Annotated in this window: 21 protein-coding genes; 9 read left to right on the top strand and 12 right to left on the bottom strand. The window is 50.3% G+C overall.

Annotated features, from left to right (window positions below; translation table 11 throughout):
• Nucleotides 1-68: 68 nt before the first annotated feature.
• The 8 genes from CpATCC19410_RS07745 to CpATCC19410_RS07710 form a co-directional block, all read right to left on the bottom strand.
• Nucleotides 69-1,700 carry an ABC-F family ATP-binding cassette domain-containing protein gene (locus tag CpATCC19410_RS07745; RefSeq protein WP_013241943.1) on the bottom strand — a complete coding sequence of 544 codons (1,632 nt, stop codon included), beginning with the start codon at nt 1,698-1,700 and terminating at the stop codon, nt 69-71.
• Between the two features lie 115 nt (nt 1,701-1,815).
• Nucleotides 1,816-2,295: a metal-sulfur cluster assembly factor gene (locus tag CpATCC19410_RS07740; RefSeq protein WP_013241944.1), complete on the bottom strand. Its 480-nt coding sequence runs from the start codon at nt 2,293-2,295 to the stop codon at nt 1,816-1,818.
• A complete protein-coding gene (gene sufU / locus CpATCC19410_RS07735; RefSeq protein ID WP_014522416.1) occupies nt 2,292-2,741 on the bottom strand; it encodes a Fe-S cluster assembly sulfur transfer protein SufU in 450 nt (149 codons plus the stop codon). The genes CpATCC19410_RS07740 and sufU overlap by 4 nt, the downstream gene beginning before the upstream one ends.
• Nucleotides 2,738-4,027 (bottom strand): cysteine desulfurase, encoded by a 1,290-nt coding sequence (locus CpATCC19410_RS07730; protein ID WP_014401191.1) that lies wholly within the window; start codon nt 4,025-4,027, stop codon nt 2,738-2,740. The genes sufU and CpATCC19410_RS07730 overlap by 4 nt, the downstream gene beginning before the upstream one ends.
• Entirely contained in the window at nt 4,024-4,782 is a 759-nt protein-coding gene (sufC, locus tag CpATCC19410_RS07725; protein ID WP_013241947.1) for a Fe-S cluster assembly ATPase SufC, read from the bottom strand. The genes CpATCC19410_RS07730 and sufC overlap by 4 nt, the downstream gene beginning before the upstream one ends.
• Before the next feature lie 111 nt (nt 4,783-4,893).
• Nucleotides 4,894-6,075: a Fe-S cluster assembly protein SufD gene (gene sufD, locus CpATCC19410_RS07720; protein ID WP_013241948.1), complete on the bottom strand. Its 1,182-nt coding sequence runs from the start codon at nt 6,073-6,075 to the stop codon at nt 4,894-4,896.
• 5 nt (nt 6,076-6,080) lie between these two features.
• Nucleotides 6,081-7,535, bottom strand: a complete 1,455-nt coding sequence (gene sufB / locus CpATCC19410_RS07715; RefSeq protein ID WP_014401192.1) for a Fe-S cluster assembly protein SufB — start codon at nt 7,533-7,535, stop codon at nt 6,081-6,083.
• Nucleotides 7,532-8,305 carry a helix-turn-helix transcriptional regulator gene (locus tag CpATCC19410_RS07710; RefSeq protein WP_013241950.1) on the bottom strand — a complete coding sequence of 258 codons (774 nt, stop codon included), beginning with the start codon at nt 8,303-8,305 and terminating at the stop codon, nt 7,532-7,534. Before CpATCC19410_RS07710 ends, sufB begins: the two co-directional genes overlap by 4 nt.
• 336 nt (nt 8,306-8,641) lie before the next feature.
• Between CpATCC19410_RS07710 and mptB the strand changes: the two genes are divergently transcribed.
• The 4 genes from mptB (at nt 8,642) to CpATCC19410_RS07690 (ending at nt 13,347) form a co-directional block, all read left to right on the top strand.
• Nucleotides 8,642-10,480 (top strand): polyprenol phosphomannose-dependent alpha 1,6 mannosyltransferase MptB, encoded by a 1,839-nt coding sequence (gene mptB, locus CpATCC19410_RS07705; protein ID WP_013241951.1) that lies wholly within the window; start codon nt 8,642-8,644, stop codon nt 10,478-10,480.
• A gap of 18 nt (nt 10,481-10,498) precedes the next feature.
• Nucleotides 10,499-11,455 (top strand): ABC transporter ATP-binding protein, encoded by a 957-nt coding sequence (locus CpATCC19410_RS07700; RefSeq protein ID WP_013241952.1) that lies wholly within the window; start codon nt 10,499-10,501, stop codon nt 11,453-11,455.
• Between the two features lies 1 nt (nt 11,456).
• Nucleotides 11,457-12,257 (top strand): ABC transporter permease, encoded by an 801-nt coding sequence (locus tag CpATCC19410_RS07695; RefSeq protein WP_013241953.1) that lies wholly within the window; start codon nt 11,457-11,459, stop codon nt 12,255-12,257.
• A gap of 94 nt (nt 12,258-12,351) precedes the next feature.
• Nucleotides 12,352-13,347: a COX15/CtaA family protein gene (locus CpATCC19410_RS07690; protein WP_013241954.1), complete on the top strand. Its 996-nt coding sequence runs from the start codon at nt 12,352-12,354 to the stop codon at nt 13,345-13,347.
• 121 nt (nt 13,348-13,468) lie between these two features.
• On the opposite strand, the gene CpATCC19410_RS07685 is transcribed toward CpATCC19410_RS07690, so the two are convergent.
• Nucleotides 13,469-14,401, bottom strand: a complete 933-nt coding sequence (locus tag CpATCC19410_RS07685) for a heme o synthase (RefSeq protein WP_014401194.1) — start codon at nt 14,399-14,401, stop codon at nt 13,469-13,471.
• Between the two features lie 374 nt (nt 14,402-14,775).
• Between CpATCC19410_RS07685 and tkt the strand changes: the two genes are divergently transcribed.
• The 5 genes from tkt to pgl all read left to right on the top strand — a co-directional run bounded on the left by tkt (nt 14,776) and on the right by pgl (nt 21,556).
• On the top strand, nt 14,776-16,869 hold the full coding sequence (gene tkt / locus CpATCC19410_RS07680) for a transketolase (RefSeq protein ID WP_014401195.1): 2,094 nt from the start codon (nt 14,776-14,778) through the stop codon (nt 16,867-16,869).
• Nucleotides 16,870-16,985: 116 nt separating this feature from the next.
• On the top strand, nt 16,986-18,068 hold the full coding sequence (tal, locus tag CpATCC19410_RS07675) for a transaldolase (RefSeq protein ID WP_013241957.1): 1,083 nt from the start codon (nt 16,986-16,988) through the stop codon (nt 18,066-18,068).
• Nucleotides 18,069-18,239: 171 nt separating this feature from the next.
• Nucleotides 18,240-19,805, top strand: a complete 1,566-nt coding sequence (gene zwf, locus CpATCC19410_RS07670; RefSeq protein ID WP_227000474.1) for a glucose-6-phosphate dehydrogenase — start codon at nt 18,240-18,242, stop codon at nt 19,803-19,805.
• Between the two features lie 62 nt (nt 19,806-19,867).
• Nucleotides 19,868-20,827, top strand: a complete 960-nt coding sequence (locus CpATCC19410_RS07665) for a glucose-6-phosphate dehydrogenase assembly protein OpcA (protein ID WP_013241959.1) — start codon at nt 19,868-19,870, stop codon at nt 20,825-20,827.
• Between the two features lie 18 nt (nt 20,828-20,845).
• Nucleotides 20,846-21,556 carry a 6-phosphogluconolactonase gene (gene pgl / locus CpATCC19410_RS07660; protein ID WP_014401197.1) on the top strand — a complete coding sequence of 237 codons (711 nt, stop codon included), beginning with the start codon at nt 20,846-20,848 and terminating at the stop codon, nt 21,554-21,556.
• 70 nt (nt 21,557-21,626) lie between these two features.
• On the opposite strand, the gene secG is transcribed toward pgl, so the two are convergent.
• The 3 genes from secG to tpiA all read right to left on the bottom strand — a co-directional run bounded on the left by secG (nt 21,627) and on the right by tpiA (nt 25,687).
• Nucleotides 21,627-21,863: a preprotein translocase subunit SecG gene (secG, locus tag CpATCC19410_RS07655; RefSeq protein WP_013241961.1), complete on the bottom strand. Its 237-nt coding sequence runs from the start codon at nt 21,861-21,863 to the stop codon at nt 21,627-21,629.
• Nucleotides 21,864-21,970: 107 nt separating this feature from the next.
• Nucleotides 21,971-24,790 carry a phosphoenolpyruvate carboxylase gene (gene ppc, locus CpATCC19410_RS07650; protein WP_013241962.1) on the bottom strand — a complete coding sequence of 940 codons (2,820 nt, stop codon included), beginning with the start codon at nt 24,788-24,790 and terminating at the stop codon, nt 21,971-21,973.
• A 117-nt stretch (nt 24,791-24,907) separates the two neighbouring features.
• A complete protein-coding gene (tpiA, locus tag CpATCC19410_RS07645) occupies nt 24,908-25,687 on the bottom strand; it encodes a triose-phosphate isomerase (protein ID WP_014401199.1) in 780 nt (259 codons plus the stop codon).
• Nucleotides 25,688-25,695: the final 8 nt, after the last annotated feature.

Genomic DNA, 25,695 nt, shown 5'->3' with positions numbered 1-25,695 from the left:
ACGGTCTTCTGCCAAACGCAAATAGCGATGTAATTGAGCATGGATATGCAGGCATAACAAGTAAGACCTTATGCTAACTCCACAATTTCCATGTAGGTTTCACTCCATAAGTCCTCATCACCGTCAGGAAGCACTATAACTCTTTCAGGTTCTAATGCGCGTACCGCTCCCGGATCGTGGGTCACAAGTACCACAGCACCTTTATAGGTTCGGAGGGCATCAAGCACTTGTTCTCTGGAAACTGGATCAAGGTTGTTCGTGGGCTCGTCGAGAAGCAAGACGTTTGCGCGCGAGGAAACTAAAGCTGCCAGCGCTAACCGTGTCTTTTCACCACCTGACAACGTACCGGCAGGTTGGTCGAGTTGCTCACCCGTAAACATGAAGGCGCCGAGGAGACCGCGAAGATCTTGTTCACCGGCTTCAGGGCACGCATCGATGGTGTTCTGCCAGACAGATTTTTGTGGATCAATCGTGTCATGTTCCTGAGCAAAGTAGCCGATTTTCAAACCATGTCCTGAAACAATGCCGCCTTCACCATCAGTTCTCTCAACACCTGCGAGGAGTTTCAACAGTGTCGTTTTACCGGCACCATTGAACCCGAGAACCACCACTCTAGAGCCTTTATCGATAGCAAGGTCTACGCCGGCGAATACTTCTAGTGAACCGTACATCTTGGTAAGACCGGTTGCGTTTAATGGGGTTTTTCCGCAAGGTGCTGGCTCCGGAAAAGAGATATTGGCAACTCGATCTGCAACGCGGATCTCATCGAGATTACCCATCATTTTTTCGGCACGTGCCAACATCTGTTTGGCTGCAGCAGCTTTGGTTGCTTTAGCTCCAAGCCTAGCTGCCTGATCTTTCAAAGCAGCAGCTTTCTTCTCTGCGTTAGCTCGCTCACGACGGCGACGGGCCTCATCAGTGGCTCGAGCATCCTTGTACTTAGAAAAGCTCATGTTATAGATGTCAGCCTCACCACGCACAGCATCTAAAAACCACACCTTGTTACAGACTGCATCAAGAAGCTCCACATCGTGCGAGATCATAATGAGTCCGCCCTCGTGTTTGCTCAGAAAATCACGCAGCCACGTAATTGAATCGGCATCAAGGTGGTTCGTGGGCTCGTCGAGAAGCAAAGTGGTGCTTGACTTTCCGGAGCCTGCCGACGCAGCGAAAAGGATTTGGGCTAGTTCCACTCTCCGGCGTTGTCCTCCAGAAAGCGTCTTTAGTGGCTGGTCAAGAATCCGGGCAGGAAGGCCCAAATTGTCGCAGATGCGAGCGGCTTCGGCTGCTGCCTCATAGCCACCAAGCGCATGATAGCGTTCCTCGAGCCGCGAGTACTTTCGGATAGCGGCATCTCGTTTTTTATCATCCGCCGTAGTCTCCATGATTTCTTGCTGTCGCTCCATGGAGGTTTTTATCTGATCCAACCCACGTGCAGAAAGGACACGGTCACGCGCGGATTGATCGATATTGCCTTCTCGCGAATCTTGTGGAAGGTAACCGATGTCACCGCTACGGGTCACTACGCCGGCATAGGGTTCGGTCTCCCCCGCCAAAATTCGCATCGTAGTAGTTTTGCCAGCACCGTTGCGGCCAACAAGTCCAATTCGATCCCCAGGCTGTACACGAAGATGCTGGCCAGGGGCATTTAGTAAGGTTCTTGCCCCTACGCGGACTTCAAAATCATTGGTCACAATCACAACGGCGGATTATATCAAGTAACCATCCCCACATTGTAACAAGGATGCTATAAGTTCCCCCGCTACGCATGGTGGGCGGGGGAACTTATATGAGTTATCGCTTGAGATTAAAAATCTAAACTGAGAAACCAAGAGCACGCAATTGGTCGCGCCCATCTTCAGTAATCATATGCGGACCCCACGGCGGCATCCATACCCAATGAATGCTTAAGGACTCTGCAATCTTATTACCCACAACTGCAGATTGTGCTTGGTCTTCCAAAACATCAGTAAGCGGACAAGCAGGTGATGTAAGAGTCATGTTCACATGCGCATGTACTCCGTCTACCATCCATACGTCATATACCAGACCAAGATCGACAACGTTGATGCCCAGCTCGGGATCAATGACATCGCGAAGGTACTCTTCAACATCGCTGGATTTAGCAATGTCTTCTTCCGACTGTTCCGGACGTAAAGCGCCTGCTGCCAGATCAGATTCCTCCTGGACAGCTGACTCAGCAACGGTATTTTCAGATGAATCTTCCGCTTTGCTCTCTACCGGAACGTCTCCCGGCGTTTGCGTAGCTTCATTCTCTACGTGCTCTTCGCTCACTTCTTTTTCTCCAAAGCATCAGCAGTTGCGGCTTGGAACGCTTTCCATCCCAAAAGCGCGCATTTCACCCGCGCCGGGTACTTGGAGACTCCGGCAAAAGCAATGCCGTCACCTATGAGGTCTTCGTCTCCTTCTACCGTTCCACGGGACGTAATCATCCGTTCAAATTCTTCGAGTTTTTCCATCGCTTCTGCAACGGTCTTGCCAACAATTTCTTCCGCCATGACCGATGTGGAGGCTTGGCTGATGGAGCAGCCTTCCGCATCATAAGAAACGTCTGCGACGGTTAAGCCGTCTTCTGAAAGATGCACTCGAAGTGTGATTTCATCGCCGCATGAGGGGTTCACATGATGGACTTCGGACTCATAAGGTTCACGTAGACCTGCATGCATCGGATTCTTATGGTGATCAAGGATCACTTCTTGATACATAGACTCAAGGTTCATAGTGCACCTCCTTCCGAGGAAGTAACTCCAAAGAATGTTTTAGCTGCTTCAATTGCTGCCACGAGTCGGTCGACTTCTTCTAATGTGTTGTAGAGATAGAACGAGGCTCGCGCAGTAGATTGCGCATTAAGTGCTCGATGCACCGGCCATGCGCAATGGTGACCTACCCGAATACACACACCATGATCATCGAGAACTTGGCCTAAATCATGCGGGTGTATCCCCTCGACCTTAAAGCTCACGGCAGAACCACGATCTACGTTGCTTGTAGGACCATAGATGCTGAGTCCGTCGATACGGCTTAGCTGCCGAAGCGCATAGTCTGTGAGCTTATGTTCATGACGAGCTACATTGCTCATTCCTACTTCTTGCAGAAACTTTACGGCTTCTCCTAGCCCCACCACTTGACCGGTCATCTGTGTACCAGCTTCAAATCGCTGAGGAATATCCGCAAAGGTAGTCTTTTCCATAGTCACTACGGAAATCATTGAGCCACCGGTAAGGAAAGGCGGAAGTTGTTCCAGTAGCTTTCGCTTACCATATACTGCACCAACGCCGCTCGGACCACACATTTTATGGCCCGAAAAAGCCGCAAAATCCACATCCAAATCATGGAAATTCACCGGCATATGGGGAACGGATTGGCATGCATCAAGGACCACGAGCGCGCCTACTTGGCGGGCACGACGGACCAGCTCTGCCACTGGTGCCACGGCTCCGGTTACATTCGACTGGTGGGTAAAGGCAACTACTTTTACTGTCGGGTCTAGATCTAAAGAGTCGAGATCAATACGCCCGTCTTCGGTCACTGAGTACCACTTCAACGTAGCGCCGGTGCGCGCACACAATTCTTGCCACGGCACCAAGTTTGCGTGGTGCTCCAATTCCGTTACTACTACGGTATCGCCTTCTTTGACTTGGAGCTCTCCTGCTCGGGGATCTCCAAGCACGTACGCGACTAGGTTAAGAGCTTCCGTAGCGTTTTTAGTAAACGCTATTTCATCCCACTCCGCTCCAACGAATCCTGCGATCGCGGCACGAGCGTCTTCATAAGCATCAGTAGCTTCCTCGGCAAGTTGGTAGGCACCCCGGTGCACAGGGGCATTGGTATGCAGAACAAAATGCTCTTCTGCGCGCCACACTCGTTCTGGACGCTGCGAGGTTGCACCGGAATCCAAATAGACCAAGCTTTTACCATCACGTACAGATCGCGATAATATAGGAAACTCTTGGCGCAGGAGCTGCGTATTGAGGTCCCCTGACTCAGTCAGATATGCGTTGCTCATGAGAGAAAACGATCGTATCCGTTAGCCTCAAGATCATCGGCCAATTCGGGGCCACCCGAGGTAATAATCTGACCATTTGCAAAAACATGGACAAAGTCCGGCTGTACGTAGTTAAGAATCCGCTTATAGTGCGTGATCATCAGGATGCCTCCATTAGTTTTCTCCTGATAACGGTTAATGCCCTCAGAAACAATCCGAAGCGCATCTACGTCAAGTCCTGAGTCCGTCTCATCCATGACCGCAAACTTGGGGCGTAACAGATCCAACTGGAGAACTTCATGGCGTTTCTTCTCTCCACCGGAGAAACCTTCATTTACAGAGCGTTCGCTAAAAGCCTTATCGATCTTCAGATCCGCTTGGGCTTGTTTCACTTCTTTTACCCACTCACGGAGCTTTGGTGCCTCACCGCGAACGGCTGTGGCCGCAGAGCGCAAGAAGTTGGCCATAGAAACTCCAGGAATCTCTGTGGGGTATTGCATCGCAAGGAAAAGACCTGCACGAGCGCGCTCGTCAACGTCTAGTTCTAGGATGTTCTCGCCATCAAGAAGCACTTCTCCTTCAGTGATCTCGTAGCGAGGATGACCGGCAAGAGTATAAGCGAGAGTAGATTTACCGGATCCATTGGGTCCCATAATTGCGTGGGTCTCGCCGGACTTGATAGTAAGGTTCACTCCCTTAAGAATTTCTTTGGGCTGCGCAGTCTCATCAGCAGGTAGTACTTGGGCATGAAGGTTCTTGATTTCCAAGGTGCTCATTGGGTTTGTTCTCTTTTCGCTTCGTGTTTTGGGAGCAATCTTTAACGTTTTACAAGAGGACCCGGGGCAGGCTTATCGACGTTGCCCTGTCCCCTGTGGTCATCGTGAATGTTAACGCTGCTGAAGGGTGTTGAGCTCGTCGGTGATGCGTTCTTCTAGATCGTTGCAAACCGACTCCACTGGAATTCTTCCGATGACTTCAGAGAAGAAACCACGGACAATAAGTCGGCGAGCTTCATCTTCTGGGATCCCGCGCGAACGTAAATAAAATTCCTGCTCGTCGTCAAAACGACCCACGGTAGCAGCATGTCCGGCTCCTGCGATTTCCCCGGTTTCAATTTCCAGGTTAGGGATCGCGTCTGCCCGAGCGCCGTCAGTAAGGACTAGATTTCGGTTGGCTTCATAAGTATCCGTGCCTTGTGCACCAGCACGGATCAGAACGTCTCCCACCCATGTGGCATGTGCGTCGGGAAGCTTGGAATTCTTGTCGCCCTGGATCGCTCCTTTATAAAGAACATTAGAACGGCAATGAGGAACGGCATGGTCTACCAGCAATCGCTGCTCAAAGTATTGTCCGTCATCGGCAAAGTACACGCCGAGCATCTCAGCATCTGCACCTGGTTCTGTAAAACGGACACGGGGAACAAGCCGTACGACTTCTCCGCCGAAGACGGCAACGTTATGGCGGAAAACAGAGTCGCGTCCAAGCACTGCCTGATGCCCTGAAAGATGAACAGCATCATCGTTCCAGGAAGCGTCAACAATAACCGTTAAGCGAGCTCCCTCGCCTACAAGGAATTCAACGTTATCTGCGTGCGTGCCGGAGCCTGTGTAACGAAGGTCAAGAAGAACTTCAGCATTCGTGCCAACTTCCACAACCAGATGCCCAAAAGAGGTTTTTTGGTCACCTTTGCCTTGTACCTCAATGCGAATTGGTTCTTCTACCAGAGTATTTGCAGAGACAGTCAAGACATTGGCCTTTTCCGTTGACGTGAAGGCTTGAGCACCGACACGGTCAATGGGAGCCCCCGTGCGGCCAACCCTAGCATCAGTCTTTTCCACCAGCTCATGAGTGATTCCCTGAATCCCCTCTGGGAGGGTGATATTTACGTTGGGGGTGGTTGCCGGAGCAAATGTGCCGTCGTGAAGCCCGCGTAGGCGCCGGAGCGAAATAAAACGCCATACTTCATCTTTGCCACGTGGCACGTCAAAATCATTAACGTCAAAGGAAGAAAATAAATCACCTTTGTTGTTGTGCACAGTACCGCGGGACTGTTGTTGTACCTGAGACATCGGAGTTAACCCACCGACCCTTCCATCTGCAATTCGATCAGTCGGTTAAGCTCCAGCGCGTACTCCATAGGAAGTTCTTTAGCGATTGGCTCAACAAATCCACGGACAATCATCGCCATGGCCTCGTCCTCTGCGATACCACGCGATTGTAGATAAAACAGCTGTTTCTCTGAGACCTGGGAGACGGTGGCCTCGTGGCCAAGAGAAACATGATCATTACGTATGTCGTTATACGGGTACGTATCCGACCGGGAGATGTTATCCACCAATAATGCATCGCACTCAACGTTGGAAACTGAATGGTGTGCGTTAGCGGAGACGCGTACCAAGCCTCGATAAGCAGCCCGTCCGCCAGAACGAGCAACAGATTTGGAAACAATATTTGATGAGGTATAAGGAGCCATGTGCTGCATTTTCGCTCCGGTGTCCTGAATCTGCCCCTCGCCTGCAAACGCTGCAGAGAGAACTTCGCCCTTAGCGTGCGGACCAACCATCCATACAGCCGGGTACTTCATGGTGATCTTGGAACCGATATTGCCGTCAACCCATTCCATAGTCGCGCCTTCTTCGACTTTGGAACGCTGAGTCACCAGATTCAAAACGTTATTTGACCAGTTCTGAATGGTGGTATAACGACAGCGAGCATTCTTTTTAACAATGATCTCCACAACCGCAGAATGCAGGGAATCAGATTGGTAGATCGGTGCGGTACATCCCTCGACGTAGTGCACATACGCGCCTTCATCAACAATAATTAAAGTGCGTTCAAACTGGCCCATGTTCTCCGTGTTAATACGGAAGTAAGCCTGGAGCGGAATTTCTACGTGGACGCCCTTGGGAACATAGACAAAAGAACCGCCAGACCATACTGCGGAGTTAAGCGCAGAGAACTTATTGTCTCCGGCAGGAACCACAGTTCCAAAATATTCACGGAACAATTCCGGGTGCTCACGCAGGGCAGTATCTGTATCAAGGAAAATAACGCCTTGTTCCTCGAGGTCCTCTCGGATCTGGTGATAAACAACCTCAGACTCATACTGAGCTGCGACACCAGCAACAAGACGCTGTTTTTCTGCTTCTGGGATGCCTAGCTTATCGTAGGTATTTTTGATGTCTTCTGGAAGATCGTCCCACGTTGTCGCTTGTTTTTCCGTTGACCTTACATAGTATTTAAAGTCGTCGAAATTGATAAAGGAAAGGTCTGGTCCCCATGTCGGCATGGGCTTTTTCTCAAAGGTGTTCAGTGCCTTCAAGCGCTGTTCTAGCATCCATTCTGGCTCGTTCTTTTGAGCAGAAATGTGGCGAACAACGTCCTCATCCAAACCACGTCGAGCATTCTGGCCTGCTTCATCAGAATCGTGCCAGCCGTAGTTGTATGGGCCCATGGACTCGATGATCTCATCGTCAGTCGAAGGTGCAGTTACACCAAGGTTCGGTGTCTTCGGCGTCGCCTGAGTCATGAACCACTCCTTTCATTTGGAGTCTTAGTTGTGGGGGTCAGAATTGGAGTTATCGGAATGTTGGTCGTGCATATGTCATGACCTTCAGCGATAGAAGCTAGCGGTTGGACGTGATGCCCAAGCAACATTGCAATAGCCTCATGTTCGGCCTCGCAGAGCTCTGGGAACTCTGCGGCGACACCAGCAATGGGACAATGATGTTGGCATATTTGGACACCATTTGCGGCATTGGTCAATGTTGCGGCGTATCCACTCTCAGAAAATGCTTTCACCAAAGCAGATGCAGTTTTTTCCAAGGAGTTCGCATCTTCCGTTGCTGGAATTTCAATCCCTTCAACGATTGCGGCAACGCGTTTACGTGCAAATTCTTTTACTGCGGCTTCGCCACCAGTTTCCCTCAATGTGGCTAATGCCTGAGCAGCCAAAGAGTCATAATCATGCCCGAACTGCCCGCGTCCGGCCGCAGTAAGCCTGAAGCTTTTCGCCGGACGTCCACGAGTTTTATCACCGGTCACTTTTCTAGGCTGAGATACTTCAGCAAGGCCTTCCTCAACCAAAATATCGACGTGGCGTCGAATGCCTGTTGCAGAAAGCCCGAGAGCTTCTCCTAGTTGAGTCGCGGTGACAGGGCCAGACTTGAGCATAACCAGCATGATCTGGCGACGGGTCTCCCCGTCGGTACTTCGGGTTTCCACGACAGAACGCACTACTTTTTGTGAGGTTCCGCCACGAGAATCCGGTAAATCCTGCGTGGTTGGTGTGGTTCTCATAGTCCTTGTGTCACCTTCTTCCATTCCAAAAGTTTCTTCGGATAAACATCTTCCAGAGACGTTATCCTCGGACACCATTTAGCAACATTAATATGTCGGTATTCATTCCAGCAACATGGACACACCATAAAAGCGCTGGTTAGCACACCCTAACCAACCTTTGGTGCTCTTGCTATCATCTTTAGATTTATCAGTTAAAACTTTTCATAGACGTCAGAACGATAACCAACGCTTAAAAGCCGACTAATAATTCTTCATCCCCACCAATGAACGGATTCCTTAAACTCGCCTTTTATTGCCAGCCCTCACAAAAGTTCTACCGCTAGTATTTACGCTGTGAAGTTCAATCCCCATAAATTTTGGCAGTCCCTACGTGATGAGTTGCCCTCTTTAGGCTTACCCGGTTCGCGCTCTGCCGAGCTTCACATAACCGCGAATGATGCGGCGCCGTACAGCACAGAGCTAAAAGATGGCTCAAAAGTCCCTACCCTGGGTGAACATCATCCATATCAAGGTGGATCTGCGCTTATCAACGCCGTCACAGGTGCCGACCTTTTAGATCCAGCAGCACCGCTAAAGCGCAAGATGGAAAACAAATCGGTGAGTTTTCCGCGAGAACGCGCTGCTTCGGATTTAACTTTTGCAGAATTGCGCCGCTTTGCAATGTTCAGGTGGATGGGGACACTAGGTGCTCTTTTATTAGGTTTCGGAGCGCTCGGCGCGGGTGCGCTTCCCGTGGTCAACAACCCGTACACCAGTTTTATCGGTGGATCAATCATGGCTCGAATGCTTCAAAGCTCAATGATTGTATGCTTCATCGGAGTAGCGCTTCTGGTAATCTCCTGGCTTCTCATAGCACCTTTTACAGGCGCCCTCCCTTCCAGAAACCGACGCCCCAGCAAAAACGACGATCGGCGCGTGGTAAGCACGTCCTTGCTCTGGAGGACTTTTGCGGCATGGAGTCTCCCTATCCTGCTCAGCGCCCCCATGTTCACCCAAGACATTTATTCCTATCTAGCCAATGGCGCGATAGTCCGAATGGGTCTCGATCCTTATTCTGCAGGACCCATAGATCTCTTAGGGACCGATCACACTTTGGCGCGCAGTGTCCCCTTTATCTGGGCGCATTCCCCCTCCCCATACGGCCCCGTTGCACTAGGCCTAGCGTCTCTGATTAGCCGAATAACTGGAGATAGCATTGCCTGGGGGGTGTTCCTACACCGAACCCTTTCTATCGCTGGCATTGCCCTTGCTGGTTGGGCGATCTCCCGACTAGCAATCCGTTGCAAATTAACGCCTCAAGCAGCCCTATGGCTGGGAATACTTAACCCTCTCATCATCTTGCATCTAGTAGGTGGCATTCATAATGAAGCCATACTTTTAGGCCTTCTTTTGGCAGGTTTTGAACTTGGGCTACGAGGTTGCAACTACTTACGCGTGGGACTATTCGGGCATGCAGCGCTCTACCTCGGGGCTTCCGGACTGCTAATTTCATGCGCCGGAATGGTGAAAGTAACTGGTTTTATCGGCCTCGGTTTCACCGGCATGGCTATAGCACGCTCTTTTAGATTCCGTGAGCGCAGCCATGGTTTTTCCCTAGCATGTGCCATAGGCATCCAAATTATCTTTCTAGTGTTCTCCATACTTGCCGTGACGTTTATTTCAGGTATAGGACTTGGATGGATCCATGCACAGGGAGGCGCCGTAGCAATTCGCAGTTGGATGTCTCTGTCCACCGCTGTCGGCGTTGCTGCTGGGTGGTTTGGCATACTACTTGGACTAGGAGACCAGACGGAAGCCATGCTGCAAATAACTCGCGGCTGCGGAGTCTTGTTAGCAGGAATCTTTATGATCAGAATGCTGCTCGCAACCTACTGGGGACGCATACCTGCAATCGGAGGCCTTGGGGTTGCAACTTTTGTTTTAGTTGTTTTCTTTCCAGTGGTTCATCCTTGGTACATGCTATGGGCGATTTTTCCGCTATCGGCATGGGCTAATAGAACGTTCTTCCGCAGGGGAGTCACCTTATATTCAGCATTGCTTTCTTTCTTTGTTCTCCCACGAGGCCTTTCCTTGCCTCCCAGTACCGTACTTTCGATTTACTTCACCTCAGCACTTGGATTGATCATTCTTTTATTCCTCTTGTGGTGGTCGTTTAAACGCGCCCGGCGTTGATGTTTTACACTTTCTAGTGTGACTACGTTCAACTCGACTCCTTCCGAGCCAACTACGTCTCCTATACCTGTCCTTGAGTTAACTCATGTGGTCAAGCGTTTTGGTACGAAGGAGGCCGTTGCAGGTTTAAGTCTCCGGGCTTATTCGGGCCAGGTCCTAGCTTTCTTAGGCCCCAATGGTGCTGGCAAAACAACCACCATCGAGATGTGCGAAGGCTTTCAAAAACCCACTTCGGGCACTATTCGCGTACTTGGCATCGACCCCACAAAACATCCAGATGCGGTACGCCAAAAAGTTGGAATAATGCTGCAAGGAGGCGGCTCCTACTCCGGCATTCGTGTGCAGGAAATGCTCAACCTCACTGCTTCCTACAGCAAAGATCCTCTTGACACAGATTGGCTGCTCCAAGTACTCGGCTTGGATTCACATCGCACTACAACATATCGGCGCCTCTCTGGAGGACAAAAGCAACGTTTATCCCTGGCTCTTGCTTTAGTTGGCAGACCACAACTCGTTTTTCTCGACGAGCCAACCGCAGGAATGGATGCTCAATCGCGCCTTGTCGTGTGGAAACTCATACGCTCCCTCAAGGCGGACGGCGTCACGGTCATCCTCACTACACATCTCATGGATGAGGCACAAGCCCTAGCAGATCGAGTTGCAATTATAGATCAAGGACGATTAATCGCAGAGGGAACCACCGAGGAACTCCGTGCAAGTAAAAAGAGCGGAACCTCAGCAGTCTTTTCTACGTCAACTGCGCTCCCACTTAGCAGCGGATTCCTCGAAGGCATTGCAGTACGAGAAATTAAACCGCTTCATTATGGCATTACAGGCGAGCTATCCCCCGATATCTTGGCTAGACTCTCTACAACCGCTGCACAAGAGAACGTTCTTATTACGTCTTGGGAAACCAAGACAAAAAGCCTTGAGGACATATTTTTAGACTTAACCGGCCGTGAGCTGAGGAGTTAACGTGGCACCGCATTCCCACCAAGAAAGTACATTTTCGGCTGATTTTTTCCCTTCTGGTACTTTCACGCCCAATCCGCAACGAGCCAGCATTGCACGCATGGTGAGATCACAGGGGTTTGTCGAGGCTAAATTATTTCTAAGGCATGGAGAGCAACAGCTGCTCAGTTTTATCATCCCCCTGGGAATGCTCCTAGCACTGGCATATCTGCCGCTTCTCGACGATCCCAACCCTCTAGATAAGGGGTTTCCGATGATGCTTGCACTCGCCTCCATGAGCTCAGGCTTTACTGGTCAAGCCATTTCCCTAGCATTTGATCGTCGTTACGGAGCTCTTCAACGAACCGGCGCGAGCGGTGTTCCTGCCTGGACCATTGTTTCAGGCAAAGTTCTAGGTGTGCTCTCAGTTAGTTTCATTCAGATAATGGTTCTTGGGATAGCCGCCCTTGTTTTAGGATGGACAACTACAACATCCGGAGCACTCATGGGACTCCTAGTCTTTTTTATAGGTGTAGCGGCTTTTACTTCTCTCGGTTTACTGATGGGCGGTACCTTATCTTCCGAGTTAGTTCTAGGCCTGGCCAACTTAATTTGGGTGATACTAGTCGGGGTGGCTTCTTATATTTTGTTTCAAGGTTCCACTGAACCAACAATGTGGTTAAAATTAATCCCGTCTGTAGCCTTGTCTGATGGTCTCTATTCGGGTTTTGGTGGTTCTTTTCCGACCGCAGACGTGGTCATTTTGCTGGGTTGGTTATTGCTCGGTTCAGTGATGGCTAACCGATGGTTTAAATTTTCCGGATAGTGTTTTCCATAACACCACTAAGGTGGCACATCACACGCTAAAGTTATCCCGATAAAATCGCCTAATCCCTACGCACTCGGTAGACTTTGACGCCGTGACTACCGTTGACAAATCAGCCAATGCGGGATTGTTCCGTACTCTCGCTCCAAAGATTTCTACACAACGCGCGTTAGCTATGGCACTCCTTGTAGCTCAAGGATCTATCACAGTAACAGGTTCGATTGTCCGAGTTACTGGCTCAGGATTAGGTTGTAATACTTGGCCTAACTGCCATCCTGGCTCGCTTGTACCAGTTAAAGGGGCTGCCCCATGGCTACATCAGGCCATTGAGTTTGGCAATAGGCTTCTAACGTTTGTTCTTGTTGCCATTGCTGTTTCCCTTTTTGTCTCGATTGTTTCTGCACACCGACGAAAAGAGATCATTATCCATGGCCTAGTCCAAGGTTTGGGCATTATCGTGCAGGCCGTTATCGGTGGTATTTCTGTCCTCCTGGATCTTAAATGGTGGGCAGTCGCAGTTCATTTCCTCCCATCAGTACTCTTGGTATGGCTCGCAGCTATTTTGTATGTACGCATCGCAGAGCCTGACGACGGCACCCCTGAACGCACATATCCGAGTTTGCTTCGTGGGCTTGCGGCTTTAGGTGCGGTACTGTTAACGCTCGTTCTTGTAACGGGAACTATGACTACAGGAGCGGGCGTGCACTCTGGCGATAGTAATGTGGGCATGGAAGGTCGACTTAACGTGGATATCGACTGGATTGCGCATGTTCATGCCTGGACTATGTACGTTTACCTGGCAGCTACGGTGTTACTCGCAGCTGGGCTTATGCTTCAGCTAGCGCCACGGCGTTCTCAGAAGCTCAGCTGGATGCTTATTCTCATGATTCTTATCCAAGCCGCTATAGGAGTGATCCAATACCGTCTCGGAGTGCCTCGCTGGTCAGTTCCAATCCACATTGGCATGTGCTCTGTAGTCGTTGCTTATAGCTCTTTACTATGGGCTTCGGGTATTCAGCGCGTCAATGGTGGAGACTACATCACGGGCTCGCCGGTCGGTGATCGTAGACGGGCTCTACTTAACAAGTAGCGTAGTAAAGCAAGGAAGGCGGGGTGTTAGAGACCATTGTATTGGTCTCTAACACCCCGCCTTTTTTATTAAACGCTTATTATCCCCGTGGAATCTCTGCGGTATAGGATGCGCCCTCTTCTTAGAAGAAGGTTGTTACCCATCCCAGCATCTGGCCAATGGTTTCTAGTCCTAAGACTGCATCGAGCGACAAGCCCACAAACAGTATGGACAAATAATTATTAGAAAGAATAAAGAGCTTGAGGGGTTTGACCTCACCACCAGCTTTAATGCCTTGGTGCAACCTGATCGCCATAAGTAGGAACCAGATTCCTGAGATCACAACTATGGTCCCATAGATCCAACCCGCGGCGGGAATGATAAGGAACGTTGTGATCACCGTAGCCCACGTGTACCACACGATTTGGCGTGTCACCTCGACTGGTTCTCTCACCACGGGAAGCATCGGAACACCCGCTCTTGCATAGTCATCCTTGTATTTCATAGCCAACGCCCACGTATGCGGGGGCGTCCAGAAGAAAATGATCAAGAATAAGACAATTGCTTGCCACCACTGCGCGGGGGTTCCTGCTGGTGCATTATCCGTAATCACGGCCCACCCAACAACAACTGGCATGCATCCCGCTGCGCCGCCCCAGACAATATTGAGATGGGTTTTGCGCTTAAGGTGTTTGGTGTAGACAAAGATGTAAAAGAAGATCGTCAACATCACAAACAAACCTGCGAGTAAAGAATCACACAGCAGCCAGAGCCACAAGAAGCTAGTAATAGTGAGGATCCACGCGAAGATACTAGCGTTCTTATTGCTCACAGTGTGTTTGACCAACGGGCGTGCGCGTGTGCGTCCCATTTTCTGATCGATGTCCGAATCCGCAACCATATTAAAGGTGTTGGCAGCCGCAGCTCCCATCCAGCCACCCAGGAGAGTAAGTAAGATCAACCCAATGTTGCTGTGACCACGATCCGCTTGGAGCATGGCCGGAATAGTTGCAACCAACAGGAGTTCAATGACCCTTGGCTTTGTCAGCGCGATATAGGCCTTGATCTTCTCCAAGGGAATCCTCCAACAGAAATATGTGCAAAACAGGATGTGCTCATCACCCGCTAGTTCTCATACTGCAAGCGTGTAGCCCCACAAGTCTAGCCCCCATTCGTTTTTTCCCCACATCGACACCCCATAGGTGGAGATGACGGTCTAGGAGTTATGTGGATTGTGGGGCTGAGGGAAACATGGAAAAGCTCTTCTTTGATGGCAACTTTCTCCTTGCTTCTGCCAAATAACTCACACTCATTGCCCTCCCGATTAATTATCGCTATTAAGGTAGGAAGAAGTAACAAAAGTTTAAGAGTCTTTGGCCCTTGGACTTTCTTTGATTCAGTAACACAGAAACCCAAACAAAGAACTACACAATTTTAAGGACGGACTACGTGACTTTGTCTCCAGAGCTCAAGGCTTTGACAACTCCCCGCTACCCTGCCGATTGGTCTGAGGTAGATACTTTGGCGGTCGATACCGCACGTGTGCTCGCGGCAGATGCTGTCCAAAAGTGTGGATCGGGCCACCCCGGAACCGCTATGAGCTTGGCGCCTCTGGCATACACCCTCTATCAGCGCATCATGCATCATGATCCCGCCGATACCGAATGGACGGGTCGTGACCGTTTTGTCTTGTCCTGCGGACACAGCTCTCTTACTCAATATGTCCAGCTGTATCTAGGCGGTTTTGGCCTAGAGTTAGATGATCTGAAAGCCTTACGCACCTGGGGTGCTCTTACCCCTGGCCACCCAGAATATCGGCATACAAAAGGGGTAGAAATTACCACCGGTCCGCTGGGGCAAGGCTTAGCATCTGCTGTTGGCATGGCTATGGCTTCTCGACGCGAACGAGGTCTATTTGATCCGCAAGCAGAAGCTGGCACCTCGCCTTTTGATCACTACGTATATGTCATCGCCTCCGATGGCGACCTGCAGGAAGGTGTGACTGCAGAAGCCAGTTCATTAGCAGGAACCCAACAGCTGGGCAATCTCATTGTTTTCTGGGATGACAACCACATCTCTATTGAAAAAGACACCGAAATCGCTTTCAACGAAAACGTTGTGGAACGCTACCGGGCTTATAACTGGCAGGTTATTGAAATCGAAGGCGGCGAAGATATCGCCTCCATCGAAAAAGCTGTAGAGGAAGCCAAAGCAGATACCACGCGTCCCACGTTCATCCGTCTGCGCACTGTAATCGGTTATCCCGCTCCAACAAAGATGAACAGTGGAGCTGTCCACGGTGCAGCTTTAGGTGAGGATGAAGTCGCTGCGACCAAGAAAGTCTTAGGTTTTGATCCTAAAAAATCCTTCGACGTCGCTGAGAGCGTGATAGCACACACCCGTAAACTTGCTGCTCGCAGTGCAGACATTCGCGTAGCTTGGCAGGAAAAGTTTGACGCCTGGGCCGCCGCTAACCCGGAAAACAAGGCCTTGTTCGATCGTCTTTCGCGTCGGGAACTTCCTGAAGGCTTCGACGCTGAACTCCCCACCTGGGAACCAGATGACAAGGGAGTTGCTACCCGCAAGGCTTCCGAGGCTACGCTTCAGGCCCTGGGCAAGACCATGCCTGAGCTATGGGGTGGCTCAGCGGACCTAGCGGGGTCCAATAACACGGTGATCAAAGGCCAGCCATCTTTCGGTCCCGCTTCTATCACTACTGACACGTGGTCAACTGATCCTTATGGCCGTAACCTACACTTTGGCATCCGAGAGCACGCTATGGGTGCAATTGTCAACGGAATCTCACTTCACGGCCCTACACGACCGTACGCCGGAACTTTCCTTATTTTCTCCGATTACATGCGTCCAGCCGTACGTCTCGCGGCTCTCATGGGCACCGATGCCTATTATGTATGGACCCACGATTCCATCGGCCTAGGAGAAGATGGCCCCACGCATCAGCCTGTAGAACAGATGGCTGCACTCCGTGCGATTCCTGGCGTCTCTATGCTGCGCCCTGCCGATGCGAATGAGACGGCGGCAGCATGGCGAGCTGCACTGATGTATAAGGAAGGCCCTAAAGGCCTTGCTCTAACTCGACAAAATGTTCCAGTTTTGGAAGGCACCAAGGAGAAGGCACGTGAAGGAGTACAACGCGGTGCTTATATCCTCGTGGAAGGATCCAAGACTACTCCTGACGTTATTTTGATGGCCAGTGGCTCTGAGGTACAACTCGCAGTTGAAGCTGCCCAACGTCTAGAAAAAGAAGGAATTGCCGCTCGAGTGGTATCCGTTCCTTGTCTGGATTGGTTCGAGGAACAAGACCGTGACTATCAGGAATCTATTTTGCCACCTGAAGTCACTGCTCGTGTCTCTGTAGAAGCCGGCCTTGCCTTGTCCTGGTATAGGCACCTTGGTACTCGAGGACGCGCAGTTTCTCTTGAACATTTCGGTGCATCCGCGCCTTATGAAAAGCTCTTTGAAGAATTCGGTATCACTACTGATGCGGTCGTCTCAGCCGCACACGATTCCTTGAACGCCTAGAGTTAGGCTCATCAAAACCTAACTGGATTACTGTGTAGGCCGCATACATCTGTGAGGTCGTATGCGGCCTACATGCTCCTTCTCAAGCCCACTTTTATAAAGAATTGGTACTTAATATGAATGCAATCGATGCACTCGCACAAGCAGGAACTTCTACATGGCTAGATGATCTTTCACGTGAACGTATTACCTCTGGCAACCTTTCCGAGCTCATCACCACCAAGTCCATCGTTGGGGTAACAACTAACCCAGCAATCTTTGCTGCAGCAATGAGTAAAGGCACTGCTTATGATTCACAGATCGCGGACCTTAAAGCTCATGCTGTTGGAGTCGACGAAGCCGTCTATGCAATGAGTATCCAGGACGTCCAGCAAGCATGCGATATTTTTGCTGATGTCTACAAGTCCTCTCACGGTGCTGATGGAAGAGTAAGTATTGAAGTAGACCCCCGTATTTCTGATGACCGCGAGGCTACTCTCGCACAAGCACGCGAGTTGTGGAAACAGGTAGACCGTCCCAATGTCATGATCAAAATTCCAGCAACTGCAGGTTCTTTACCTGCTATAGCTGACGCACTCGCAGAAGGTATCAGTGTTAACGTAACCCTCATTTTCTCTGTAGCTCGATACCGAGAAGTTATCGCTGCTTATATGGAGGGCATCAACCGAGCAGCAGATAATGGCCTGGACGTATCCACCATCTATTCTGTGGCCTCTTTCTTCGTGTCACGTCTGGACTCAGAAGTAGATAAACGACTGGAAGCCATCGGAACGGATGAGGCTTTGGCTCTGCGAGGCAAAGCTGGTGTAGCCAACGCACGTCGTGCTTACGCAGTTTTCAAAGAACTTTTTTCCGCTTCAGAACTCCCTGAAAATGCAAATATTCAGCGTCCGCTCTGGGCATCCACTGGAGTAAAGAACCCCGATTACTCCCCTACGCTATATGTCACAGAACTTGCAGGTCCGGATACCGTCAACACTATGCCAGAAGCAACGATCGATGCAGTCTTAGGCTCCAACGATAACGTGAGTGACGCATTGACTGATACCGCGGCGGAGGCTGAAGAGACATTCTCTGCTATTTCTCAAGCCGGCATCGATTTCGAGGATGTTTTTGCAGTTCTTGAGCAAGAAGGCGTTGATAAGTTTGTTGCAGCGTGGAATGAGCTACTCGACTCTATGCAGGCTCGTTTGAGCTAAGTCATCATCTAACTTATAACGTGGGATACTCATCCCACGTTATAAGTTTTAAGTCATTAAAGCTTTGTTTTGGCTGCCTACGCCACAGACTATATGGCAATAATTACTTTGTAGGTAGAATCTAGGAACGTGAATGAACCTGTGACTTCAGAAGACACTACTGGCTTCGGCATAACCGAAAACCAAAACCAAACCGAGGCCCCTACTGCGGTGAATCATTGGGTTAATCCGCTTCGTGATTCTGAGGACAAACGTCTTCCACGGATTGCTGGGCCAAGCGGTATGGTTATTTTCGGGGTAACTGGAGACTTGGCGCGGAAAAAACTTCTTCCCGCAATTTATGATCTTGCTAACCGAGGCCTACTACCGGCAGGTTTTGCCTTGGTAGGTTATGGCCGCCGAGAGTGGTCTAAACAAGATTTTGAAGACTACGTACATGAAGCAGTAAAAGTCGGCGCACGTACGGAGTTTCGTGAAAATGTTTGGTCCAGGTTAGCCGAGGGAATTCATTTTGCTCGGGGAAATTTTGACGATGATCAAGCTTTTGATGACCTCGCTGCTCTCCTAAGCCGTTTGGATAAAGAGCAAGGCACTGCCGGGAACTGGGCATACTATTTGTCTGTACCACCAGATTATTTCTCCGATGTGTGTCACCAGCTGCAACGCTCCGGTATGGCTCAAGCTGAGGGAAATTCATGGCGCCGAGTAATCGTAGAAAAACCATTCGGACACGATCAAGAGTCAGCGCGCAAACTCAATACCTTAATTAACTCAGTATTCCCAGAAAAATCGGTATTCCGCATCGATCACTATTTGGGAAAAGAGACTGTCCAGAACATTTTGGCGCTCCGCTTTGCAAACCAGCTTTTCGACCCATTGTGGAATTCGCATTATGTGGATCATGTGCAGATTACGATGGCAGAAGACATCGGGTTGGGTGGGCGTGCTGGATATTACGACGGCATCGGTGCAGCCCGCGACGTCATCCAGAATCACCTGATTCAGCTTCTCGCCCTCGTAGCAATGGAAGAACCCATTGATTTCACGCCAGAGCAGCTGCAGGCAGAAAAAATCAAGGTCTTACGCGCAACGCGTCCTGTTGGACCATTTGCTAAGACAACCGCTCGTGGTCAATATGCTAAAGGGTGGCAGGGCTCCGAGCTAGTCAAGGGGCTACGCGAAGAAGATGGTTTTGATCCACAATCGACTACAGAAACGTACGCAGCTTGTACCCTGGAAATTAATTCTCGGCGTTGGGCCGGCGTGCCATTCTATCTACGCACCGGCAAGCGTTTAGGTCGACGTGTCACTGAAATTGCGTTGGTCTTCAAAGATGCTCCGCACCAGCCTTTCAGCGAAGGAACACGGCACTCCCAGGGACAAAACGTTGTGGTTATTCGCGTCCAACCTGATGAAGGCATGTTGATGCGATTTGGCTCTAAAGTTCCGGGTTCAGCAATGGAAGTCCGCGATGTGAATATGGATTTCTCCTATTCAGAAGCGTTCACTGAAGAATCTCCCGAGGCATACGAGCGTTTGATACTAGATGCTCTCCTCGATGAGGCCAGCCTTTTCCCAACAAATGAAGAGGTTGAGCTCAGCTGGAATATCTTGGACCCCATTCTTAATTTTTGGGCAGAACGAGGACAACCAGAGGAGTATTCTGCGGGAACATGGGGCCCGGCTTCAGCAGACAGAATGCTAGAGCGAGTAAATCGAGCGTGGCGTCGCCCTTAACCAGTGTCAGTTGTATTCCCTTTCCTGTGTACACATTTCCTTTTTAGAAAAGAGACGCTGAAGTGATCTTTGAACTTCCTGATACCGATACGCGCGAGATCTCCAAGGCTCTCGTCCGCCTCCGCGATAAAGGCGGACAAGTCACTACTAGCAGAGTATTAACGCTCATCGTGGTGGCAAAAGAATCGGACGACATTACGGCGATCACAAATGCTACCCACGATTCTTCTGGGGAACATCCTTCCCGTGTCATTGTATTAATCACCGGCTCAGTAGAAGGCGATTCTCAGGTTGACGCAGAGGTTCGTATCGGCGGCGACGCCGGAGCCTCAGAAATAATCCTGATCAAGCTCCGCGGGCGCGTGGCCAAGCACCTTGTACACGTGGTTACGCCCCTTTTGCTTCCGGATACTCCGATCGTTGCATGGTGGCCTACCTCAGCGCCTATTAATCCAAGCGAAGATCCGATCGGGAAGATTGCGCAACGCAGGATCACCGACGCTCATTATGATCCTCCCGTTGATGCCCTCTATAACCGCCGTAACCACTACGCTCCAGGAGACTCGGACGTATCCTGGGCTCGTTTGACACCGTGGCGCGGAGTTCTTGCGTCAACGCTGGACCAGCCCCCTCATGAGCCAATCCGCAGTGTGCGACTATACGGAGAGTCTGATTGTCCTAGCGTCGATCTTGCCGCCGGTTGGCTTTCTGAGCGCCTTGGAGTTTCGGTCCAGCGATTTAGTACTGAAGGCGAGTCTGTTCCCTTTGACGCCAACGGTTTTTCGGAAATCCCGGTCCGAAGGATAGAACTTGAACGCCCATCTGGCACTGTCATAGTGGAAGCTCTTGAAGACGAGCAAACGCTTTCTGTTACGGTCCCAGGACGTGAGGTAGCCCTTGTTGCGATCAACCGTCGTAGTCAAGCAGATTGCCTCGCCGAAGAACTAAGGCACCTCGATCCCGATGTAGCATACGCACGAGCGCTTCGCGGTCTCAGCAGAATCAGCTACCCTACCATCTAAACTAACAAGGGAAACCTCATGGTTACTGTTTGCCCAGTATCTGATCTCGACGCAGTCGCATCAACAGCAGCTGAAAAGATCGTGACCTTGTGCCAGTCTGTTAGAGAAACCGGCGGTATTACCGGCGATGGCACAGCACGCATCGTCCTCACTGGCGGTGGCGCAGGAATCCGAACGCTAGAGAAGCTTGTCGACGCCCCCATCGATTGGTCACGAGTTCATGTTTTTTTTGGAGATGAACGTCATGTCCCAGTCACTGATCCTGAGTCTAACGAGGGCCAGGCGCGTCAAGCGCTGTTGGACCGCATTGATATCCCGGAAGAAAACATCCATGGGTATCGTTTAGGAGAGCTCTCCCCTGTTGATTCTGCCAAAGAATACACACAGGTAATTAACACCTATGCCCCTCAGGGGTTCGATCTCCATCTGCTCGGTATGGGAGGCGAAGGGCATATCAACTCGATATTCCCGCATACTGAGGTTGCAGCCGAACAAACTCGTTTGGTCATGCAAGTGACAGACTCTCCGAAGCCCCCAGCAGAAAGAGTAACTCTAACGTTCCCAGCGATTACCCGCGCTCAGCGTGTTTGGCTACTTGTTGCAGGGGCTGAAAAGGCAGAAGCGGCCTATCATGTTGCCGCCGGTTCAAACCCCCTCGATTGGCCAGCTGCAGGTGCACAGGGCGAGCAAGAAACGCTGCTTATTGTTGCTCAGGATGCTGCCCCTTAAATAGCCTCTGAGCAGACAGAAACGTCGGTAAGCAATAACCGCTTACCGACGTTCTCGTGCTATCTCACTATCAGCGAGCGTAAGCCTGAATCAGATTTAGTCCTACGATGCAGGCGATCCAGATGATGCCCATGAAAATAGTGACCCGGTCAAGATTCTTTTCCACCACAGTGGAACCAGACAAGTTGGACTGAACGCCACCGCCGAAGAGACTCGAAAGGCCGCCACCCTTGCCTTTATGTAGCAGCACGAACACGGTCATCAGCACGCAAGAGATGACCAAAATGATCTGAAGTGCAAGTGCCATGGTTTTCCTTAATTGTTAACAAAAGTACTTTTATCAGAACCAGAGTTCCTTTTCTCGAGGCAACTATACACCACTTAAGTCCAGGAACTCACTTTCAATCGCTAAGGCTAACCAGAATTTCGCAGCGCGGTGGCCAAGCCGTTCATAGCCAGACGAATACCATGCACTACCTTAGGGTCATCATCCCCCTTGCGATACCGACGTAACATTTCAAGTTGCAGCGTATTAAGAGGTAGCAAGTATGGATAGCGGGACCGAACTGATCGTGCGAGCATAGGGTTGTCGTCGAGAAGCCCCGAAAAACCGGTAATCTTAAGGAACATTTTCTTAGTAAGCTCAAATTCAGCAGAGATATCGGAGAATATCCTGTTTGCGGCTTCTTGGTCTGCTACTAGCCCTGAGTAGAGCTTGGCGAGCTGCATCTCAGCCTTACTCATCACCTGCGCCATATTAGACAACACCGAAGAAAAGAATGGCCAGGAAGAATTAAGCTCTTGCAGAACCACGAGACGTTCATCCGGAGATAGTTCCGCTGTCTGCGCGCACCCCTTCTCTATCCATTCATGTAGAGCACTGCCTACTCCATACCAACCGGGAAGCATGACACGTGACTGCGACCAACTAAGCACCCAGGGAATCGCGCGTAAATCATCGATGCTCTTAGTCTGTTTTCTCGAGGAAGGACGAGAGCCGATGTTGAGCTCCCCTATTTCTTCCAAAGGCGTCGATGACGTGAAATATTCAATGAATCCGGGATCTTCATGAGCAAGCCGCGAATACTTTTTCTGACTCAACCGCGAAATTTCGCCCATAATTTCATAGGCCTCAGGATACTGTTCTTCTACTTGATCGATCTTGAGCAAAGAAGCTTCCAATGTGGCTGAGGCCAGAGCCTCCAGATTACGGCGAGCAGCTCCCGCAGAACCGTATTTTGCCGAGATAATCTCGCCTTGCTCCGTGACGCGTACGCTACCTTGCACCGCACCATGTGGCTGAGCGAGAATTGCCTCATAAGAGGGACCGCCACCACGCCCTACGGTGCCACCACGCCCGTGGAAAAGCCTCAGAGCAATACCATGTTGCTTACATATGTTTACAAGGTCAGTTTCTGCCGCATATAAAGCCCAGTTTGCGGCAAGGTAGCCACCATCTTTATTGGAATCGGAATAACCGAGCATCACTTCCTGGAGATTGCCTCGTTGCTCTAAATAACTGCGATACAACGGTATCTGCCACAAATCTTGGAGAATCTTTGCACCATTTTGTAGGTCATCGATTGTTTCAAAAAGAGGTATAACGTCAATATGCCCTGTGAGATGGCCTTCTTGAATCTTGATTAATCCAAATTCTTTCAGTAGGACCATTGGCTCGAGAATGTCGCTCGCAGATTCTGCCATCGAAATAATAGAGTGTGGAATCATCATTGTTCCAAAGGCATCCACGGCTTGCTTTGCCTCAAAAATAATATCGAGTTCCCGCTGCGTTAACTCGCTGTACGGCAAGCCATCGCGCGGAATGAGAGGCCTTGGCGAGGATAGCTCGGCGATCAAAACGCTAATTTTTTCGCTCTCATCTAATTTTCGATAGTGCGGAGTTACTTGGGCCCGCTCAAAGAGCTCAGTAAGCACGTCCTCGTAACTCTCAGAGTTTTGACGCAGATCCATCGAGTAAAGATGGAAACCAAAGCTCGATACTGCTGTCCGTATGCGCAGCAGACGATCATCTGCGATGAGCTCATCGTGAGTTCTCCGCAAAGAAGCATCGATAATGTCCAAATCAGCTGCGAGTTGCTCAGGTGCAGTATACGCAGCATGGCGGGAATACCATGAGCCTTCTACTGTTTCTGGGCCGATTCGAGAAGCTAGTGTGGCAAGTACTCGACCACGTACACCATGGACGGCACGACGATACGGTTCGTCTACCCGTGAAGGAACATCATTATGGCCTAGATCTGCAAGCTTACGCAGATCCGGGCTAACATCGGTGAGTCTGTCTGATAACGATAACTCGTGTTCAAGTTGATGCAGTTCACGTACATAAAACTTTAAAACAGTCTCGGCGGCTCGCGTTGTCGCGTAGTGCAGAGTTCCTGCAGTGACATACGGGTTACCGTCATGATCGCCACCGATCCAGCTTCCGGGCTTAATCAATAGTGACTGCAAAGCATCTTCGGAGTTCACACCATATTCTCTCTGGATGTGATCAGCCACTTGCTTATTGATCTCAGGGATCGCAGTGAGTAAAGAGAGCTCATAATAACGCAACCCAACTTCTACCTCATCTTCAATCCGAGGACGGGCTACACGGATAAGCGCAGTTTGCCATATTAAGGTCAGCCACCTACGAATATGACGAGTATTTTCTTCAAGCCGTGCAGTTGTCAGCGCATTTGTCTCAGAGCTAAGAATCGCATGACGCTTTTTAAGCAGAGTAGTCATATGCTCTTGAGCATCGAAGATCGTGCGTCTACGGGTTTCCGTAGGGTGAGCAGTAAGCACTGGAGCCACTTGAAAATTACTCAGCAAACTGGAAACTTTTTCATTTGTTATGCCAGCATTCGCCAGCTTTTTCCATGTGGCGCCTAAAGTTGAATCTGGATCTTGTTCACCGGCTTCCTGTCGCTGAAGTCTGCCCAACTCATCGTGCAAGTCCTCCACCATGTTTGCGAGTAGCGCGAAATGACTAAATGCTCTAATGATTGGTATCGCATCTGCTGCTGAAATATCCTTTAGCAATGCCACTAAGTCTTCAACCTGTGATTCCTTACGAGAAATCTTAAAAGCCAGCTGTCTTGCTGCCTCCACCCGGTCAAAGGCTGCTATTCCTTCTTGTTCCTTGATCACCTCCCCTAAAAGAGCACCGAGAAAGCGTATGTCCTCAACAAGTTGTTCGGATAGTGGACCCGCAGACGTAGCTTTTACAGACATGAAGCTCAAGCTCCTCACGTTATACAGTGAAAAAGTACCGCCACTCTATGATGACGGTGCTTTCTTTTATAAGGTGAGCCTTTAAAGACTCACTACTTATTTTTAAAGGCCGCTTTTTTAAAGACCGGTAGCTGCATTAGCTGCAAGCTTGGCAAATGCCTCGCCATCAAGAGAAGCACCGCCGACAAGCCCACCATCTACATCGGGTTGTCCGACGATCTCTGCTACTGTCTCTTCTTTTACAGAACCGCCATACAGGATACGAATTCCTGCGGCGATTTTCTCGTTGGCAAGTTCTTTAATCAAACCGCGGATTGCTTTACACACCTCTTGGGCATCAGCAGCAGAAGCAACCTTCCCGGTACCGATTGCCCAAACCGGCTCATAAGCGATAACGGTCTTAGCAAGCTCGTCTTCGGTCAGGCCTGCAAGCGACTCACGGGTTTGCTCCACGACGAAATCTACGTGAGTTCCTGCTTCCCGGATCGTTAGGGGCTCACCGACGCAAACGATAGGGCTTATATCTTTGCTCAGTGCTGCTTTAGCCTTCGCCGCAACAAGTTTCGAAGATTCATCATGGTACTCACGGCGCTCCGAGTGCCCCACCACAACCCATGTACAGCCAAGCTTTGCAAGCATAGCTGCAGAGATTTCTCCAGTGTAAGCGCCCGATTCATGCTCTGATACATCTTGGGCGCCGTACGTGATCTGAAGTTTATCTCCATCAATCACAGTCTGGACAGACCGTAGATCTGTGAACGGTACAGTAACTGCGACATCCACTTTCTCGTAGTATTCGGCAGGAAGTGCAAACGCTAACTTCTGAACCGTTGCCACAGCTTGCATGTGGTCTAAATTCATCTTCCAGTTACCGGCGATGAGCGGCTTACGTTCCATTCGGAAGG

The sequence above is a fragment of the Corynebacterium pseudotuberculosis genome (genome assembly GCF_002155265.1).
Classification (GTDB): Bacteria; Actinomycetota; Actinomycetes; order Mycobacteriales; family Mycobacteriaceae; genus Corynebacterium; species Corynebacterium pseudotuberculosis.
Note: the sequence above shows the minus strand (reverse complement) of the source record. Positions and strands in the feature narration are given on the sequence as shown.

Bases quoted from the DNA above. Each gene is read 5' to 3' on its own strand.
- tal (WP_013241957.1), top strand. From the start codon at position 16,986: ATGAATGCAATCGATGCACTCGCACAAGCAGGAACTTCTACATGGCTA.
- sufD (WP_013241948.1), bottom strand. From the start codon at position 6,075: ATGTCTCAGGTACAACAACAGTCCCGCGGTACTGTGCACAACAACAAA.
- sufC (WP_013241947.1), bottom strand. From the start codon at position 4,782: ATGAGCACCTTGGAAATCAAGAACCTTCATGCCCAAGTACTACCTGCT.
- CpATCC19410_RS07730 (WP_014401191.1), bottom strand. From the start codon at position 4,027: ATGAGCAACGCATATCTGACTGAGTCAGGGGACCTCAATACGCAGCTC.
- pgl (WP_014401197.1), top strand. From the start codon at position 20,846: ATGGTTACTGTTTGCCCAGTATCTGATCTCGACGCAGTCGCATCAACA.
- sufB (WP_014401192.1), bottom strand. From the start codon at position 7,535: ATGACTCAGGCGACGCCGAAGACACCGAACCTTGGTGTAACTGCACCT.
- sufU (WP_014522416.1), bottom strand. From the start codon at position 2,741: ATGAACCTTGAGTCTATGTATCAAGAAGTGATCCTTGATCACCATAAG.
- tpiA (WP_014401199.1), bottom strand. From the start codon at position 25,687: ATGGAACGTAAGCCGCTCATCGCCGGTAACTGGAAGATGAATTTAGAC.
- secG (WP_013241961.1), bottom strand. From the start codon at position 21,863: ATGGCACTTGCACTTCAGATCATTTTGGTCATCTCTTGCGTGCTGATG.
- ppc (WP_013241962.1), bottom strand. From the start codon at position 24,790: ATGTCTGTAAAAGCTACGTCTGCGGGTCCACTATCCGAACAACTTGTT.
- CpATCC19410_RS07710 (WP_013241950.1), bottom strand. From the start codon at position 8,305: ATGAGAACCACACCAACCACGCAGGATTTACCGGATTCTCGTGGCGGA.